This is a genomic window from Microbacterium sp. CFSPD4_SD4 (assembly GCF_057364585.1).
Genome location: NZ_JBNFOC010000003.1, coordinates 61,023 through 78,067, shown reverse-complemented (window position 1 = coordinate 78,067; position 17,045 = coordinate 61,023). Strand labels below are relative to the sequence as shown.

Annotated in this window: 13 protein-coding genes and 4 pseudogenes; 3 read left to right on the top strand and 14 right to left on the bottom strand. The window is 71.2% G+C overall.

Annotation, left to right across the window (positions count from 1 at the left end; genetic code table 11):
* Positions 1-29 precede the first annotated feature (29 nt).
* Both cls and AC2W7E_RS06635 read right to left on the bottom strand, forming a co-directional pair.
* Positions 30-1,490, bottom strand: a complete 1,461-nt coding sequence (gene cls / locus AC2W7E_RS06640) for a cardiolipin synthase (protein ID WP_025104577.1) — start codon at positions 1,488-1,490, stop codon at positions 30-32.
* Between the two features lie 86 nt (positions 1,491-1,576).
* Positions 1,577-1,750 (bottom strand): hypothetical protein, encoded by a 174-nt coding sequence (locus tag AC2W7E_RS06635; protein WP_164498164.1) that lies wholly within the window; start codon positions 1,748-1,750, stop codon positions 1,577-1,579.
* Positions 1,751-1,862: 112 nt separating this feature from the next.
* On the opposite strand from AC2W7E_RS06635, the gene AC2W7E_RS06630 reads away from it, so the two are divergent.
* Positions 1,863-2,972 (top strand): DUF4192 domain-containing protein, encoded by a 1,110-nt coding sequence (locus AC2W7E_RS06630; RefSeq protein ID WP_085604001.1) that lies wholly within the window; start codon positions 1,863-1,865, stop codon positions 2,970-2,972.
* Between the two features lie 11 nt (positions 2,973-2,983).
* Here the strand turns inward: AC2W7E_RS06630 and lysS are convergent, their stop codons facing one another.
* Complete coding sequence (gene lysS, locus AC2W7E_RS06625) at positions 2,984-4,516, bottom strand: lysine--tRNA ligase (protein ID WP_085604003.1); 1,533 nt, start codon at positions 4,514-4,516, stop codon at positions 2,984-2,986.
* An 86-nt stretch (positions 4,517-4,602) separates the two neighbouring features.
* Between lysS and AC2W7E_RS06620 the strand changes: the two genes are divergently transcribed.
* Positions 4,603-6,450 carry a DUF2207 domain-containing protein gene (locus tag AC2W7E_RS06620; protein ID WP_485988787.1) on the top strand — a complete coding sequence of 616 codons (1,848 nt, stop codon included), beginning with the start codon at positions 4,603-4,605 and terminating at the stop codon, positions 6,448-6,450.
* 27 nt (positions 6,451-6,477) lie between these two features.
* On the opposite strand, the gene AC2W7E_RS06615 is transcribed toward AC2W7E_RS06620, so the two are convergent.
* The 10 genes and pseudogenes from AC2W7E_RS06615 to hpt form a co-directional block, all read right to left on the bottom strand.
* A complete protein-coding gene (locus tag AC2W7E_RS06615) occupies positions 6,478-7,170 on the bottom strand; it encodes a DUF2520 domain-containing protein (protein WP_485988869.1) in 693 nt (230 codons plus the stop codon).
* Positions 7,171-7,677: 507 nt separating this feature from the next.
* Positions 7,678-9,054: pseudogene (locus tag AC2W7E_RS06610) on the bottom strand (PH domain-containing protein); the annotation flags it as partial.
* A gap of 158 nt (positions 9,055-9,212) precedes the next feature.
* Positions 9,213-9,793, bottom strand: a pseudogene (locus AC2W7E_RS06605) (PH domain-containing protein).
* On the bottom strand, positions 9,744-10,226 hold the full coding sequence (locus tag AC2W7E_RS06600) for a DUF3180 domain-containing protein (RefSeq protein ID WP_025104584.1): 483 nt from the start codon (positions 10,224-10,226) through the stop codon (positions 9,744-9,746). Before AC2W7E_RS06600 ends, AC2W7E_RS06605 begins: the two are co-directional and overlap by 50 nt.
* Positions 10,223-10,762: a 2-amino-4-hydroxy-6-hydroxymethyldihydropteridine diphosphokinase gene (gene folK / locus AC2W7E_RS06595; protein WP_085604017.1), complete on the bottom strand. Its 540-nt coding sequence runs from the start codon at positions 10,760-10,762 to the stop codon at positions 10,223-10,225. Before folK ends, AC2W7E_RS06600 begins: the two co-directional genes overlap by 4 nt.
* Entirely contained in the window at positions 10,759-11,154 is a 396-nt protein-coding gene (folB, locus tag AC2W7E_RS06590; protein WP_085604020.1) for a dihydroneopterin aldolase, read from the bottom strand. The genes folK and folB overlap by 4 nt, the downstream gene beginning before the upstream one ends.
* A 34-nt stretch (positions 11,155-11,188) precedes the next feature.
* Positions 11,189-11,997, bottom strand: a pseudogene (folP, locus tag AC2W7E_RS06585) (dihydropteroate synthase).
* Positions 11,994-12,605 carry a GTP cyclohydrolase I gene (folE, locus tag AC2W7E_RS06580; protein WP_025104588.1) on the bottom strand — a complete coding sequence of 204 codons (612 nt, stop codon included), beginning with the start codon at positions 12,603-12,605 and terminating at the stop codon, positions 11,994-11,996. The pseudogene folP and the gene folE overlap by 4 nt, the downstream one beginning before the upstream one ends.
* Position 12,606: 1 nt before the next feature.
* Positions 12,607-14,604: pseudogene (gene ftsH / locus AC2W7E_RS06575) on the bottom strand (ATP-dependent zinc metalloprotease FtsH).
* Positions 14,605-14,724: 120 nt separating this feature from the next.
* Positions 14,725-15,276, bottom strand: coding sequence for a hypoxanthine phosphoribosyltransferase (gene hpt, locus AC2W7E_RS06570; RefSeq protein WP_017204674.1), 552 nt, complete (start codon positions 15,274-15,276; stop codon positions 14,725-14,727).
* Between the two features lie 121 nt (positions 15,277-15,397).
* Between hpt and AC2W7E_RS06565 the strand changes: the two genes are divergently transcribed.
* On the top strand, positions 15,398-15,988 hold the full coding sequence (locus AC2W7E_RS06565) for a DUF937 domain-containing protein (RefSeq protein WP_485988786.1): 591 nt from the start codon (positions 15,398-15,400) through the stop codon (positions 15,986-15,988).
* Between the two features lie 26 nt (positions 15,989-16,014).
* Here the strand turns inward: AC2W7E_RS06565 and tilS are convergent, their stop codons facing one another.
* A complete protein-coding gene (tilS, locus tag AC2W7E_RS06560; protein ID WP_485988785.1) occupies positions 16,015-17,007 on the bottom strand; it encodes a tRNA lysidine(34) synthetase TilS in 993 nt (330 codons plus the stop codon).
* Positions 17,008-17,045: the final 38 nt, after the last annotated feature.

Genomic DNA, 17,045 nt, shown 5'->3' with positions numbered 1-17,045 from the left:
CTCGAAACCGGGGTTGACGGATCGCGCGATCACTGCAGAGCGGAGGTGAGCCGCGCGAGATTGTCGAGCACGGTGGAGCGCAGCGGCTGCTGCAGCCACTCCTCGAGCGTCAGCTCCCGGCTCAGCGACCGGTACTTGTCCTCGACCTCGCGCATCTCGGCGACGAACTCCTCGCCGCGCACGAGCATCGAGACCTCGAGGTTCAGACCGAAGGAGCGCATGTCCATGTTGCTGGACCCGATGACGGCCACCTCGTCGTCGATCGTCAGGCTCTTGGTGTGGAGGATGTAGGGCTTCCGGTACATCCAGATCCGCACGCCCGCCCGGAGCAGCGCCTCGTAGTAGCTGCGCTGGGCGTGGTAGACCATCGCCTGGTCGCCCTCCTCCGAGACGAACAGCTGCACCTCGACACCGCGGTCGACGGCCGCGGTGACCGCGAGCAGCAGGGCCTCGTCCGGGACGAAGTAGGGACTGACGATCATGATCTGCTTCTTCGCCGCGTACAGGAGGGCGAGGAAGAGCCGCAGGTTGTTCTCCACCTCGAAGCCCGGGCCGGACGGCACCACCTGACAGTCCAGGTCGCCGGAGCCGATGTTGGCGTGCGAGATGTCGATCTCCTCGAGCACGACGTCCGTCTCGCTGTACCAGTCGCTGAGGAAGATCGCGTTGACGCTCAGCACCACCGGCCCGTCCAGGCGGACCATCAGGTCGACCCAGTGCAGACCTCGGCGGATGTTCTTCGGCAGGTTGTAGGTGGAGTCCGTGATGTTCTGCGACCCCAGGAAGGCGATGTTGCCGTCCACGACGAGGAGCTTTCGGTGATTGCGCAGATCCGGACGCTGCATCTTGCCCTTGAGCGGCTGCACGGGAAGCATCAGGTGCCACTCCGCACCCATGTCGTTCAGGCGGGCGATGGTCTGGCGGTAGCGCGGCTTGCCCCGGTTCGCCCAGTGGTCGAGGAGCACGCGCACGGCCACACCCCGCGCAGCCACCTCTTCGAGGGCGCGGAAGAAGTTGTCCGTCGAGTCGTCGGACTGCAGGATGTAGAACTCGACGTGCACGTACTCCTGCGCCGTGCGGATGGCCTCCGCCATCTCGTCGAGCGACTCCTGGTAGTCGGAGATGAGGTGGGCGCCGTTGTCGCCGGAGAGCGGCAGGGCGCCGAGACGCTGGTTCATCTGCACGATCGGCCCGAACCAGGCGGGGGCGTTCGGCCGGAGCGTCCCGAAGTGGAGGTGCTCGCTGGTCTCCGCGATGTACTGGTTGATCTGCTCCTGCTTGCGGCGCCGTGCACGCGGCAGGCGGGGGTTCCCGATCAGCAGGAACAGGAAGACGCCGACCACCGGGATGAAGAACACGGCGAGGAGCCAGGCCATCGCCGCGGTGGGACGGCGGTTGCGCGGGATGACGATGATCGCGGTGACGCGGATGATGATGTCTAGCACCAGGACGAAGGCGGCGACCCACCATCCCCAGGACTCCGCGGTCATCACGCCCCCTCACCCACACCGAGGATGGTCACCCCGGGGCGCGCCGGACCGGGCGCGCTCGCTTCACAGTAGCGGATGGGTCGGACTCAGGGGCGCGGCGGCAGCCCGCGCGCGGCGCGTTCCTCGGCCTCGATCTGCGCGTGCACCTTGCGCTCCGTGCGATCGAACCGGAGGATGCCGCGAAGCACGACGAAGAAGACGATGCTGACGCCGACCGTCGGCAGGAGCGACCATGCCGCGGCGAGCCAGAAGTTGTCCATGCGTCCATCGTACGCGAGCGACTACTCGTGCACAGGTGGCGCTTCCCAGGATTCTCATCCACAGCGCCCCTCCGGTGCCCCATCACGTGCGCAGAAACGTCACCCTCTCCTCATGACAACCGTGCTCCGCGCCTCCGACTCCGCCCAGTTCCTGGCCATCGTGCCCGCCCTCGCCGGCTTCACGCCACGCGAGAGCATCGTCCTCCTCCCGTTCCGCGGCTCCCGCAGCGACGGGGCGATGCGCCTCGACCTCCCCGATCACGTCATCCCCGTCCTCCACTACGCCACGGCGGCGGTCGACCTGGTCGTCCGGGTGCCGGGGACCGACGCCCTGGCCGTCGTCGTCTACACCGACACCCCGGCGGAGCAGACGCCGGACGGCCTCGTGCTTCCGCACGCGGTGGCGGTCGACACGCTTCTGGGTTGCGCCGAGGGCGCGGGGCTCCGAGTGGTCGAGGCCCTGTGCGTGACGCCGGAGGGCTGGAGCCGGTACGAGGACACCGATCCGGTGCTGCATCCGCTGACCGACATCGTTCCGCCGCCCGGGGCCGCCGCGCTCGGCGATGTCTCGGGAGACCAGTTCTCCGGAGCGGCGTTGCCATCCGCCCCTGCGGCGGAGGCCCGCCAGGTCGCCCGCATCCTGCACGGCCTCGACCGTGCGCTCGGTCCGGAGCGCACGACGCGCGCCGGCGAGCCGCAGGTGATCGCCGCCGCCGCTCTGCTCGACGACATCCCCGCGTTCCTCGAATCGGTTCTCGAGGCCTCGGATCCGCTCCCGCCCCTCACCGCCGCCGCGCTCGTGTGGTGCCTGGGGCGACCACCGGTCCGCGACACGGCGATCGCGCAGTGGGCGACCGATCACCGTCAGGGCATCCGCACCATGGAGGCGCAGCTCGCCTTCACCGCCGCCGGGGCACCCGTGCCCGACGACATCGGGCGTGTGTTCCTCGGCCGCGGCACGGCGCCGGACGGCGAGCGACTCCGCACCGCGCTTCGTGCCGTACGCGAGGCCACGGCACGAGCCCCGCGGGAGGCACGCCCCGGCCCGCTCACCGTCGCGGCCTGGTTGTCCTGGGCGCTCGGACGCGCCACGCACGCGGGCCGCTACCTCGAGATGGCGCGGGAGATCGACCCGACGTACAGTCTCGCGCTGCTGCTCGACGCCATGATCGGCGGGGCGGTCCTGCCGGAGTGGGCCTTCCGTGGGCGGCGCGGAGAATGAGCGCCCCGCTGCTACTTGACGAGCGGGAAGAGGATGGTCTCGCGGATCCCCAGGCCGGTGATCGCCATCAGGAGACGGTCGATGCCCATGCCCATCCCTCCGGACGGCGGCATGCCGTGCTCCAGAGCCCGGAGGAACTCCTGGTCGATCGGCATGGCCTCGACGTCGCCGCGGGCGGCGAGCTTCGCCTGCTCCTCGAACCGCTCACGCTGGATGACCGGGTCCACGAGCTCGGAGTACCCGGTCGCCAGCTCGAATCCACGGATGTAGAGGTCCCACTTCTCCACGACGCCCTCGACGGAGCGGTGCTCCCGCACGAGCGGGGAGGTGTCGACGGGGAAGTCCATGACGAACGTCGGCCGGACGAGGTCGCCCTTCACGAAGTGCTCCCAGAGCTCCTCGACGAGCTTGCCGTGCGTGGCCTGAGGCGGCACGTCGACGCCGTTCGCCTCGGCGAAGGCGATCAGGTCCGCGACGGCGTCCGTCGGCGTGACGGTCCGCCCGGACGCGGCCGACAGCGACTCGTACATCGAGATGCGGTCCCACTCGCCGCCCAGGTCGTATTCGGTGCCGTCCGCCCACGTCACCGTGGTCGACCCGGCCACCGCGATCGCCGCCTGCTGCACGAGCTCCTGCGTCAGTGCCGCCATCTGGTTGTAGTCGCCGTAGGCCTGGTAGGCCTCGAGCATCGCGAACTCCGGGCTGTGCGTGGAGTCGGCGCCCTCGTTGCGGAAGTTCCGGTTGATCTCGAAGACCCGCTCGATGCCGCCGACGACAGCGCGCTTGAGGTACAGCTCCGGGGCGATGCGGAGGTAGAGCTCCGTGTCGAACGCATTGGAGTGGGTGACGAACGGGCGAGCGGACGCGCCGCCGTGCTGCACCTGCAGCATGGGCGTCTCCACCTCGAGGTAGCCGTGGGACGCGAACGTCGCCCGCAGGCTCGCGTTCACCGCCGCACGCGCACGCACGGTCGTCCGCGCCTGCTCCCGGACGATGAGGTCGAGGTAGCGACTGCGGACGCGTCCTTCTTCGCTCAGCTCGGCGTAGGCGTTGGGCAGCGGGAGGATCGCCTTCGACGCGATGGCCCAGTCGTCCGCCATGATCGACAGCTCGCCGCGACGGCTGGAGATGACCTCACCGTGCACGAAGACATGGTCGCCGAGGTCGACGTACTCCTTCCAGTCCGCGAGCGATTCCTCGCCGACGTTGGCGAGGGAGACCATCGCCTGGATCCGGGAGCCGTCGCCGGCCTGGAGCGTCGCGAAGCAGAGCTTCCCGGTGTTGCGGCTGAACACCACGCGGCCGGCGACGCCGACGACGACGCCGGTCTCGGCGCCGGGCTCGAGGTCTCCGTACTCCGCGCGCAGCGCGGGAATGCTGTGCGTCACGGGCACGGCGACCGGGAACGCACCGCCGCCGGCGTCCGTGCGCTTCTCGATCAGACGCTCGCGCTTGGCGAGGCGGACGGCCTTCTGCTCGTGGATGTCCTCTTCGGCGGAAGGGGCGGCCGAGGCCGTTTCGGGCGCGGCGGGCGCGTCAGTCATGTGCGGGGCTCCTTGGAAGTCCTCCCCAGTTTACCGAGATGGCGCGGGACGTCCTCGCCGCGCGGCGTGCTGGGTAGCCTCGAGGCATGGCCCCCACTCGGATCCTCCGCGCGAGCGCCGTCGTCGCTCTCGCCACCGTCCCCGTCCTCGCGCCGGAGATCGCCGTCGCGGCGGCCCCGGCGACCGCCGTCGTCTCCGCCGCCGACGTGGACGACTTCTCCTACGCCTCCTGGGACGCGGTGTACGACGTCGGGCTCGACGAGGACGGGCGGGCGCGCATGCAGGTGACGGAGACCGTCGTCGCGCGATTCCCCGACGCCGACCAGAACCGCGGCATCGTGCGGGGACTGGCGACGACGTACAAGGACGCCGCGCTCGACACCCGGGTGCTCGCGGTCACCGACGAGGACGGAGCCGCCGTCCCGTACGAGACCGATGAGGACGACGGGACGCTCTTCGTCCTCACCGGCGACGACGACTTCGTCCACGGCTTGACCACCTACGTCATCGAGTACGAGATGCGCGACATCATCGTCGGCAGCGCTCCGGACGCGTCGGGTTCCCGCACCGCGGACGAGTTCTACTGGGATCTCCTCCCCCTCGACAGCACGCAGCCGATCGAGGCGTTCCGGGCCGACATCCGCTTCGACGCGGCCCTGGCCACCCATCTCACCGGCGCGACGAGATGCTACATCGGCCCTGCCGGATCCACGGCTCCCTGCGAGCTCGCGGGGCCGATCGCGGGTGGGGAGGGCGCGACGTTCCATGTCGAGGCCCGGTCGCTTCCCGCCGGGGACGGGGTGACGGTGGCCGTCGGCTTCGCACCGGGGACCGTGACCCAGCCCGCCGCCCGCCAGCCCGATCCCGTCGCCGACCTCGGGCCCGTGCTCGCCGCGGTCGGCGCCGTCGGCCTGTCCGCGGCCGGGTGGGCGGCCACGGTGGGCTCGGGACGACGTCGGCGCCGCGCCAGCGGGATCATCGTGGCGCAGTACGAGGTCCCCGACGACCAGCCTCCCCTCCTCGCGGCCGCGCTCCTCCCTGGTGCCGAGAACGTGGTGCCCGCCGAGATCGTGCACCTCGCCGTCCGCGGCGCCCTGCGCATCGAGGAAGGCACGTCAGCCGAAGCGCCCCGGCTGCGACGACAGCCCCACGGCAGGGCGCCGAGCCCCCTCGATCAGGCTGCGCTCGACGCGCTCTTCCTCCACGCGGATGCGGACGGCGTCGTGGACCTGCCGACCGAGAGCGAGGCCTTCGCGACGCGGATGACCGCGCTGACGACGAAGGGCCAGGAGGAGGCCTCCCGCCGCGGTCTGACGACCACGGCGCGCAGCCGCGCTGCCGTCATCCTGCAGTCCGTGGCCATCGCCCTCGCCGTGGCCGGTCTCGTCGTCGCCATCGTGGCCGTGGCATCCGGACGCCTGTCCGCCGGCCCCGCGCTTCTCGCCATCTCCCTCGGGACGCTGCTCGTCGCGGCCTCGAGTTTCTTCACCTTCTCGCGGCACACGGTGCTGACGCCGGAAGGTGCGCAGGCGTACGAGCATCTGCAGGGGGTGCGCGAGTTCATCCGGGTCGCGGAGGAGGATCGGTTGCGGATGCTGCAGTCCTACACCGGCGCGGAACGGCGCACCGAGGAGGGGGCGGACGTCATCCATGTCTACGAGCGCCTCCTCCCCTACGCGATGCTGTTCGGCATGGAGGACGAGTGGGGCCGGGTGCTGGAGAGTGCGTACAGCCGGGAGGCGCACGGCCCGACCTGGATCGGCGACCCCACGTCCTTCGCTCTCCGCACGTCGCTCGTGGCGTTCATGAGCTCCTCGACCGCGGCCGCGACCTACTCGGCCCCGTCCACCGGCACCTCGTCCGCTACCGGCGGCTCGTTCGGCGGCGGGTTCTCCGGGGGCGGAGGCGGAGGCGGCTTCTCCGGCGGACGCTGAGCCCGAGACGCCGCGCCGGGACGGCGATCAGACCAGCGGGGGCGGGTCCGAGGCGTCGCGCAGCGCCCGCTCGACCGTCGACTGCACCAGAGCCGACAGGAAGCCACCCGGGTTCTCGACCCCGATGTCACGGAGCCGCGAGGTCGACTGTCCGATGATCGAGCGGGAGAACTCCGTGGCCGTGGCGATCGCGTCGGCGTAGACGGCACGGTCGGCTTCCGCGATGACCACCGGTTCGCACCCCATCTCCACGGCCAGCGCCTGGGCGATCGGGAGCACGGCGGCGGGAGCGGTGACCGCCGCGAAGCCCGCCTGCAGCTGTCGGAGGTCGATCGAGGTCCCCGTGAACGTGATCGCCGGGTGCACCGCCAACGGGATGGCACCGCGCTCCGCCGCCGGGCGCAGGACCTCGATGCCCTGCGCCGGATCGGTGTGCAGGACGAGCTGGCCGATCTGCCACCCGCCGACCTCCGCGATGCCCGAGACGAGGGACGGAAGCTCGGCGGAGGGGACCGCGAGGATCACCAGTTCGGCGCGCCGCACGACCTCCTGCGTGTCCAGCACCGGGATGCCCGGGAGCACCGCGGACGCACGCTCGTCGTCCGATCCGCTCGTGATCCCGATGATCGCGTGCCCGGCTCCGGCCAGTGCCGCGCCGATCACCGGACCGACGCGCCCGGCCCCGACGATGCCGACGCCCAGGCGCCCGTCGCGCACCACGCTCACTCCTCGCGCGACGTGTCCGGTCGCGCCGGCGGGGTGGGTGGCGGGGTCGGGCCGGTCGGCGAGGGAGAGGTCGAGGGGGCAGCCGTCTGCGGCGGTGGCGGCGCGACCGGCGGAGCGAGGCGGCGGCGCGACCGGAGGCGCCGTGACCGGCGGAGCAGGCGGCGGCGTCACCGGAGGAGTCCGGACGGGCGGGACCGGCGGAGTCGCCGACCCCGGAACACCGGTCGGCGGAGCAGGCGGCGCGAACGGAGCCGGTGGAGCGGGCGGAGCAGGCGGAGCGGATGCCGCCCCTCCGAACGCGGGAGACGCCGGCGTCGCAGGACCACCGAACACCGGCGGAGCGGGCGGTGCGACCGGAGTTCCCGCCGCGGCGTGCTCGCTCCAGCGGTGCGTGTGGTCTCGGGACGCCGCCTCGGCCGCGGCGACGCTGACCTCGTTGAGCAGCGCAAGGGCGTCGGCGCGCTCGAGCCCCGAGAGGAGGCCGGTGATCGGCCCGGGCACGGTGTGCACCTGTGCACCGGAGACCCCCTGGGCCCGGTCGATAGGCCCCTGGCTCAGCGAAACGCCCTGGAGACGCGCGAGCGGGAAGACCGCGAGCTTGCGCCACACGATGCCGCGGCGCAGGAGCAGGCCGTCCGTCGTCACCGTATAGCCGTGGCGCTTCCAGGAGAACGGTCGCCGCCACCAGGCCCGGCGCGGCATCGTCCGATAGGGGTCGGCGTCGGTCGGACCGACGACACCCTGGTCCCACAGCGCGGGGATGCTCTCGGCCGGCACGTCGGGCAGCACGAGCGACAACACACGCTCCACGTCCGCGCGCTTGCCGACCGGGAGCACGACGTTGAACTGCTGACCGCTGCTCGACGACTGCTGCGCTGCGCTCTTGCCGCTCATCCGGTTGATCTTGATGGTCCACCAGCCGAACGGCCGCCACAGCAGGGACTGCGACACCTCGACCGCGAAGATGCGGCCCGGCGGAAGGGTCTCGGTGACCGTGGTGAGCAGGCCGTAGGTGATGCGCACGCCGTCGGGGGTGGGCGCGATGGAGTAGCGCAGCGACTTGGAGATCTGCGCCCACGTGATACCGACCACGGCGATGACCATGGGGACGCCCATGCCGAGCCCGATGCCCAGCAGCACCACCCCGCCGTCGGGATCGCCGTCGACGAGGATGCCGATGAGGGTGCTGCCGATCGCGATCGCGAAGATCACGCCGAAGAAGACCAGCCACAGCAGCCCGGAGATGAGCTGCGAGCCGATCAGCCGGCCGGCCGGGATCTTGACGACGCTCTCGGGGACGACGTCCTGCAGGTCCACGCCGGCGAGCAGGCCGTTGACGCCCTCGTTCATCGAGCCGACGAGCTGTGCACGCGCGGTAGCCGGAGCGGTCCCGCCGGATGTCGCGCCGCTCTGCGGATCCAACGCCGCGTGCCGAGCGGCTCGCGCACCGGAGGCCAGGCGCAGGATCTCGGCGCGCACGCCTTCGGCGCGCGGCGTCGCCAGGTATTCGAGCGCGACGTTCGCGTCGGTGCCCGCGCCGACGACCTCGAGCTTTGCGAGGCCGATGATACGTGCGGGGAACGGCCGCGTGAGGTTCACGCCCTGCACACGGTCGAGCGGGGCGCGACGGTGCGACCGGAAGATGATGCCCTTGCGCACCTCGACGTGCTCCCCGGTGATCCGGAACTGCTGGAAACGCCAGACGAACCAGAAGATGGCCACGAGCACCACGACGAGCGCCAGGACACCCAGCAGCGCGATCAGGGCGAAGTTGTTGGCGAGCACCCAGTCGACCGGATCGCCGCCGGCGTAGTCGTCGTAGTGCGCCTCCTCCGGCGCGAACTGCCCGACGAGCCAGGCGATGACGCGGTCGCGCATGTTCGCGATCACGATGCCGCCGACGATGATGAGCGCCAGGCCGCCCTTGAAGAGCGGCGTCAGCGGATGCATCCGGTGCCATTCGCCGTCCGCGAGGTGCGTCGACGGTGCGCCCGCGGAGGTCTGCCCCGGCGCGGCGGTGGGGAGCTGCGACTCGCTCACAGTCCGGTCCGGCGGGTCTCGGCGACCTGGATGAGCGTGTCGCGCAGCGCCTCGGCCGCCGCCTGGGTGAGGCCGGGGATCTGCACGCCGGTGGTGGCCGCCGCGGTGACCATCTTGAGCTGGGAGATGCCGAACGCCCGATCGAGAGGCCCCTGGGTGATGTCGACGAGCTGCATGCGACCGTACGGCACGGCGATCATGCGCTGCCAGAGGATGCCCTTGCGGAACACGATGTCGTCCGCCCGCAGCATGTAGCCGATCGCCCGCGCCTGACGCGGGAGGATGACCAGCGTCACGAGGGTGATGAGGATGATGACCCGGCCGGGATCCACACCCAGTCCTGTTCGAGCACGATGTTCAGCACGACGGCAGCCGCCACGACGATCGCCAGGAAGATGACGTTCTGCACGATCTGCGACACCACGTAGCGCGGCGAGATCTGGTGCCAGGTGCCGTCGAGCTCGAGGCGGGCCTCGTTGCGCGCCGTGCGCAGGCCCGTGTAGGTGCCCTGGTCGAGGGCGCCGAGGTCAGTGCCCTCCGCCGGGTTCAGGGGCGCGGTCTCTGGGTTCTGAGTCATCAGGATCCTTCGGCAGGGTGCAGAACTGTTCGGCGACGAGAGCGGCGATGACGAGCACGACCGCACTCGCGATCAGCGCCACCATGGCCACAGTCGACCCTATCGGGGGATCGATGGGGCGCGTGAGGAGGAAGGCCAGCAGGCCCGCCCCGAAGCCCGCCAGGATCGCCCCCAGCAGACTCGACGCCCGCGCGAGGGTTGCGGCCCGGAGAGCACGGAACGGGTCGATGCGCACTCCGGAGCGGACGCTGCGCCGCACCGGCCAGGCCACCCCGAGCGATGCGCCCGCGATGAGGACGAGCAGCACCGGGAGGAAGAGGGACGGCGTGAACGTGGCCCGCCCCGTCGCCGTGAGCATCTGGTCGAGGATGAAGCCGGCCCCGGCGCCGACGAGCGCGAGGACGGCGAGAAGTCCGGCGGAGGTGCGCTTCATCCCTCGCCTCGCGCGCGAAGGTCCGCCGCCAGATCGGCGACCCGGCCGCGCCCCACGAGCTCGGCGTCGGGGTCGACGTCGAGCCACGGCTCCAGGACGAACAGCCGCTCCGCCGCCCGCGGATGCGGCAGCTGGATGCGGGGGTCGTCCGAGACGACGTCGCCATAGGCGATGAGGTCGAGGTCGAGGGTGCGGTCGCCCCACCGCTCGCCGCGCACGCGGCCGTTCTCGTCCTCGATGGCGTGCAGCATGCCGAGGAGGATCTCGGGAGCGAGCCGGGTGGTCACCAGGGCCACCGCGTTCACGTACCCGGGGGCGTCCGGATCGGGGCCGTCCACGCGCAGCGCCACCGTCTCGAACAGGCGCGACAGGCGCACGTCCGAGACGAGCGGCAGCCGAGCGATGCGCGCGGCCGCGGCGCGGATCGTCTCCTCGCGGTCTCCGAGATTGGCGCCGAGCGCGACGACCGCCACCGTCTCGGGGCGCGGAGCTCGGGGGCCCGGCACCTCCGGCGGGCGGGTGAGGTTGCGGCTCATGTGGTGATGTCCTCCAGCGACTCCGGAGCCCGCGTCCGATGCACCGTCACAGCCACGTCGCCGAAGGTCAGGGCGATCGGCGCCTGCGGCTTGTGCACCGTGACGGTCACCTGCTGCACGCGGCGGTCACCGAGGGCGACGTCCGCGATCCGCTCGGCCAGGGTCTCGATGAGGTTCACCGGCTCCCCCGCGACGACGGCGGCCACCCGCTCCGCGAGCTCGCCGTAATGCACGGTGTCGGCCACATCGTCGGACGCGGCGGCCTGTTCGAGGGAGAGCCGCAACCGGAGGTCGACCGTGAACTCCTGTCCGTTCTCCCGCTCGTGCGGGTAGACGCCGTGGTGGCCGAACACGGTCAGCCCTGTCAGCACGATCTCGTCGAGGAAGTCCATGCCTCTAGGGTACGGCGACGCTCCGACCTCGCACTCAGCCTTCCCAGGCGCGGGTGATCGCGAGGGCGTCGCGGGTGGCCGCGACGTCGTGCACGCGCACCGCCCAGGCGCCGGCGCGCATCGCGAGCGCACTCGTCACCGCGGTGGCCAGGTCCCGGCGCTCCTCGGACACGCCGTCACCGCCCGGGGCCGCCTCCTGCAGCACGTCGGCGAGGAAGCGCTTGCGCGACGTCCCGACCAGCACGCGGAAGCCGAGACCCACGATCTCGTCGAGGCCCCGCAGCACGTCCCAGTTCTGGGCACCGGCCTTGGCGAACCCGATACCGGGGTCGACGATCAGGCGGGAGGGCGCGATCCCGGCGGCGGCCGCCTCCCCGATGCGCTCGCGCAGTTCGCCGGCCACCTCTCGGGCGACGCGGCGGTAATCGGCGTTCGCGTACATGTCGGCGGAGAAGCCCCGCCAGTGCCCGATCGCGAAGTCGGCACCCGACTCCGCAACCGCGGCGCGCATGTCGGGGTCGGCCAGTCCGCCGGAGACGTCGTTGACGATGCGCGCTCCCGCGCGCACGGCGGCCGCGGCGGTCGACGCGTTGAGGGTGTCGATGCTGACGACGGCACCGGCCGCCGTGAGCTGTTCGACGACCGGAAGGACCCGGCGCTGCTCCTCGTCCACCCCGACGCGTTCCGCGCCCGGCCGGTCGATTCGCCCCCGACGTCGAGGACGGACGCCCCTTCCGCGCGCAGACGGAGGCCGTGGGCGACCGCCCGGTCCGCGTCGAGATACCGCCCGCCGTCGCTGAACGAGTCGGGGGTGACGTTCACGATGCCCCAGATGCCCGTCATGCGCGCGACGTCCCGGCCCCCGGCACGGTCATGCCGATCAGGGTCACCAGCTCCGCGCGTGCCACGGGATCCGTGTAGACCCCGCGCGCCGCGATGGTCAGCGTCGAGGCCTCGGTCTGCCGCCCGCCCCGCATCGTCACGCAGCCGTGGCTGGCATCGAGCACGACGAGCACGCCGCGCGCGTCGAGGTTCTCGGCGATCGTGTCGGCGATCTGCTCCCCCAGCCGCTCCTGCACCTGCGGCCGCGCGGCGAGGATCTCCACGACGCGCACGAGCGCACCGAGGCCGACGACCTGCTCGCCCGGAAGGTAGGCGATGTGCGCGTGCCCTGCGAAGGGCAGGAGGTGGTGCTCGCACACCGAGCGGAAGCGGATGTCGCGCAGCAGCACCGCTCCGGACGGCAGGGTGTCCGGCGCCGGCCCGCGGGTCACGCTGATCGTGTGGGCGAGCGGCTCGGCGGGATCCTCGCCCACACCGGCGAAGAACTCCGCGTAGAGCTCGGCCATCCTCGAGGGCGTCTGCTTGATCCCCGGACGATCGGGGTCCTCGCCGATCGCCTCCAGGAGTTCCCTGGTGAGCCGCTCGACGCGTCCCTTGTCGACGGTCACGTCACGCCGTCGCGGGACGAGGGTTGCCCGCTCCGGCGGAGCCCTGCTGCGGACGCGGCGGGGCCGTCGGCGCCTCGACGGAGGCGGCGAGCGAGACGTCCTTCTTCGGGACCTCGATCGGCGGCCGCTCCGAGACCGGGCGGTCTTCGCTGGACAGCCACAGCGGACGCTCGGGGAGCTTCTTCACCTCGGTGAAGATCTCGGCGATGCGGTTGTGGTCGAGGGTCTCCTCCTCGAGGAGCGCGAGGGCGAGACGGTCGAGGATGTCCCGGTTCTCGCTGAGCACCGCATACGCCTCGTTGTGCGCCTGCTCGATGAGTGCGCGCACCTCGGCATCGACCCGCTCCGCGACCTTCTCGGAGTACTCGCGGCCACGGCCCATGTCCCGTGCGACGAACATGTCGCCGCCCTCGGTGCCGAGCTTGACGGGGCCGACCTGCGTCGTCATGCCGTACTCGATGACCATCTTGCGGGCGATCGAGGTCGCCTTCTCGATGTCGTTGGACGCACCGGTGGTGGGGTCGTGGAAGACGAGCTCCTCGGCGACGCGACCGCCCATGGCGTAGGTGAGCTGGTCCTGCAGCTCGTTGCGGGTCACCGAGTACTTGTCGTCCAGCGGCAGCACCATCGTGTAGCCCAGCGCCTTGCCGCGGGGCAGGATCGTGATCTTCGTCACGGGGTCGGTGTAGTTCATCGCCGCCGCCGCGAGCGCGTGTCCGCCCTCGTGATACGCCGTGATGAGCTTCTCCTTGTCCTTCATCACGCGAGTGCGACGCTGCGGACCGGCGATCACGCGGTCGATGGCCTCGTCGAGGGCGCGGTTGTCGATGAGCTGCGCGTTCGAGCGGGCCGTGAGCAGCGCGGCCTCGTTGAGCACGTTCGCCAGGTCGGCACCGGTGAAGCCGGGCGTCTTGCGAGCGACGACCTCGAGGTCGACGTTCTTCGACAGCGGCTTGCCCTTGCTGTGCACCTCGAGGATCTTCTGGCGGCCCTTGAGGTCGGGGGCGTCGACACCGATCTGACGGTCGAAGCGGCCGGGGCGCAGCAGCGCGGGGTCGAGGATGTCGGGACGGTTGGTGGCCGCGATCACGATGACGTTCGCGTTCGGGTCGAAGCCGTCCATCTCGACGAGCATCTGGTTCAGCGTCTGCTCGCGCTCGTCGTTGCCACCGCCCATGCCGGCGCCGCGGTGACGGCCGACGGCGTCGATCTCGTCGATGAAGATGATGGCGGGAGCGTTCTCCTTGGCCTGGCTGAACAGGTCGCGCACGCGGGAGGCGCCGACGCCGACGAACATCTCGACGAAGTCGGAACCGGAGATCGAGTAGAACGGGGCTCCGGCCTCGCGCGACGGCGCGGGCGAGGAGGGTCTTTCCGGTTCCGGGAGGGCCGTACAGGAGCACGCCCTTCGGGATACGGGCGCCGATGGCCTGGAACTTCGCCGGGTCCTGCAGGAACTCCTTGATCTCGTGGAGCTCCTCGATGGCCTCGTCGGCACCGGCGACGTCGGCGAAGGTGACCGTCGGGGTCTCCTTGTTGACCAGCTTGGCCTTGGACTTGCCGAACTGCATGACCTTGCCGCCGCCGCCCTGCATGGACGACAGGAGCCACCAGAACAGGAGGCCGAGCAGCACGAGGGGAAGCAGCAGGGAGAGGAAGCCGTCGAACCAGGTCGCGCGCGGCACGGCGTCGTTGAAGCCGTCCTTCGGGGCGGCCGCATCGATCGCGGAGACCACCTCGTCGCCCGGGCCTCGACGTAGTAGAACTGGACGTTCTCGGAGCCCTCGAACGGCTTGGACAGCGTCATGTCCACCCGCTGATCGCCGTCGGTGGTGACGACCTCGGTCACGGTCTTGCCGGAGAGCAGCTCGAGCCCCTCCTGCGTCGTGATCTGCTTCGGCGCACCGAGGTTCGAGATCAGCAGGAATCCGCCGAAGAGCAGCACGCCGATCAGAGCGACGTAGATCAGCGGATTGCGGGTGAGCTTCTTCACATCCATGGTCGGATCAGCGTATCGCCTCCGTGCTAGGGGGCCGCTGTGCGTTCACCCACGGCGCAACGCCCTCGGCGCTGCCGCCCGGGTCCTGGGCCCGCCTGGGCCGCTGAGCCTGTCGAAGCGTCAGCTGTAGACGTGCGGTGCCAGCACGGCGACGTCGCGGAGGTTGCGGTAGCGCTCGGCGTAGTCGAGCCCGTAGCCGACGACGAATTCCACGGGGATGTCGAAGCCGACGTACTTGCAGTCGATCTCGACCTTCGCGGCCTCCGGCTTGCGCAGCAGCGCGAGGACCTCGATCGACTCCGCACCGCGGGACTCGAAGTTCTCCAGGAGCCAGCTCAGGGTGAGGCCGGAGTCGATGATGTCCTCGACGATGAGCACGTGCTTGCCGTGCAGGTCGGTGTCGAGGTCCTTCCGGATCTGCACGACGCCGCTCGACTTCGTGCTGGCGCCGTAGCTCGACACCGCCATCCAGTCCATCGGCGCGTGGAACGGCAGCGCCCGCGCGAAGTCGGCCATGACCATGACCGCGCCCTTCAGCACGCCAACGAGGATGAGGTCCTTGCCCTCGTAGTCCTTCGCGACCTGCGCCGCGAGCTCGTCGAGCTTGGCGTGGATCTCCTCCTCGGTGACGAGGATCTGTGCAAGGTCGTCCTGGATCTCCGCGGCGCGCATGGATCGATTTTAGGCGACGCGGCGGTGTGCTCCGGTCGCGGGCGCGCACCCTCCCCCGCAGGGCGACACCGCACTACTCTGACGGTGACGCGGGCGCACGCCCCGACGGAAGGAGATCCCCATGGCGACCCAAGACATCCTCAGCCAGGTCCCCCTCGACGACATCGCGCAGAAGCTCGGAGTGTCGCGCGACGAGGCCAAGCTCGCGGTCGAGCAGGGCGGCGCCGTGCTCCTCGGCGGGCTGGCCAAGAACGCGGAGAGCTCCGAGGGGTCGGCGGCCATCGAGAAGGCCCTCGGCAAGCACCGCGGTGCGTCGAGCCCGGCGACGATCGACGACATCGATAAGGAGGACGGCGAGAAGATCGTCTCCCACATCCTCGGCGGGAAGGAGAAGGAGGTCACGAAGGAGCTGACGGAGTCGAAGGCGACTCCGGGAATCGACTTCGGAAAGCTCCTCCCCATCCTCGCGCCGATCGTGATGGGTCTGATCGCCAACGCGACCAAGGACAAGACGGCGAAGGCGGACGCGGGCACGGAGGGCTCCGGCGGGATCGGCGACGTCATCGGCGGCATCCTCGGCGGCGGCGACTCCGGCTCCGGCGGCGGGTTGGGTGACGTGCTGGGTGGCCTCCTCGGCGGCGGCAAGAGCGGCTCCGGCGGCGGCATCGACCTCGGCGGCATCCTCGGGGGCCTCTTCGGCGGCAGGAAGTAGAACGTGACGCCGCCGCGGCCCGCGGTTCAGCGGGTCGCGGCGGTGAACACGATCCGGCCGCCCTGGCGCACGGCGGCGCACCCCGGCAAGTCGATCGGCCCTTGACCCGACCAATCGGTCACGAGGCGGGCGACCTCGATCGTCTGCCCGCGGCTCAGGCTCGCCCCGAACTCGCTGTCGACCACGATGCGGATGATGCGGTTGCGCAGCGCGGCCGGGTTGGCGGCGAGCGCGGCGACGCTCACCGAGATCCCGGCCTCCGCGTGCTCGACGATGTCCTCGATCGTCTCGTGGATCATCTCGTCGAACGCCTCCGCGTCCTCCCGGAGCTGCTCGGCGGTGCGCGCCAGCGCCTCGGCGATACCCGGACCGAGCTGTGTCTCCAGCACCGGGAGCACGTGGCGGCGCACCCGCACTCGCGTGTAGCGGTCGTCGGTGTTGTGGGGGTCGTCCCACGGCTGCAGCTCCGCCGCGGCGCAGAACGCACGGGTGGTCTCGCGGCGAACGCCGAGCAGCGGGCGCAGCCACCGGAGGCCGTCGTCGTCCTCCCGGTCCGGCGCCATGCCCTGCAGGCTCGTCGCCCCGGAGCCTCGGGCGAGTCCGAGCAGGACAGTCTCGGCCTGATCGTCGAGCGTGTGACCGAGCAGGACCGCCCGCGCGCCGATGTCGCCCGCCGCGTCCCGGAGCACGCGGTAGCGCGCGTCGCGCGCGGCCGCCTCCGGACCACCGTCGCCGTCGACCTCGACGCGGACGACGAGCGCCTCCAATCCGAGCCGTCCGGCGATGCGTGCCGTCTCGGCGGCGACCCCGGCGGACCCGTCCTGCAGACCGTGGTCGACCGTCACCGCGGTCGCACGCACCCCGACTTTCGCGGCCTCGAACGCGGTGGCCGCCGCCAGTGCGAGCGAGTCGGCACCGCCGGACACCGCGACGACGACGGTCGAGCCCTCGGGCAGGTCGGCGAGCGCGGTGCGCACGGCGAGGCGGATCTCGGCGACGGCGGGGTCGAGGGATGGCATCCCTCCACGCTAGGGCACCGTCTCGGCTGCCGTGTCGC

Bases quoted from the DNA above. Each gene is read 5' to 3' on its own strand.
- hpt (WP_017204674.1), bottom strand. From the start codon at position 15,276: ATGCGCGCCGCGGAGATCCAGGACGACCTTGCACAGATCCTCGTCACC.
- folB (WP_085604020.1), bottom strand. From the start codon at position 11,154: ATGGACTTCCTCGACGAGATCGTGCTGACAGGGCTGACCGTGTTCGGC.
- lysS (WP_085604003.1), bottom strand. From the start codon at position 4,516: ATGACTGACGCGCCCGCCGCGCCCGAAACGGCCTCGGCCGCCCCTTCC.
- AC2W7E_RS06620 (WP_485988787.1), top strand. From the start codon at position 4,603: ATGGCCCCCACTCGGATCCTCCGCGCGAGCGCCGTCGTCGCTCTCGCC.
- AC2W7E_RS06565 (WP_485988786.1), top strand. From the start codon at position 15,398: ATGGCGACCCAAGACATCCTCAGCCAGGTCCCCCTCGACGACATCGCG.
- AC2W7E_RS06600 (WP_025104584.1), bottom strand. From the start codon at position 10,226: ATGAAGCGCACCTCCGCCGGACTTCTCGCCGTCCTCGCGCTCGTCGGC.
- AC2W7E_RS06635 (WP_164498164.1), bottom strand. From the start codon at position 1,750: ATGGACAACTTCTGGCTCGCCGCGGCATGGTCGCTCCTGCCGACGGTC.
- AC2W7E_RS06630 (WP_085604001.1), top strand. From the start codon at position 1,863: ATGACAACCGTGCTCCGCGCCTCCGACTCCGCCCAGTTCCTGGCCATC.
- folK (WP_085604017.1), bottom strand. From the start codon at position 10,762: ATGAGCCGCAACCTCACCCGCCCGCCGGAGGTGCCGGGCCCCCGAGCT.
- tilS (WP_485988785.1), bottom strand. From the start codon at position 17,007: ATGCCATCCCTCGACCCCGCCGTCGCCGAGATCCGCCTCGCCGTGCGC.
- cls (WP_025104577.1), bottom strand. From the start codon at position 1,490: ATGACCGCGGAGTCCTGGGGATGGTGGGTCGCCGCCTTCGTCCTGGTG.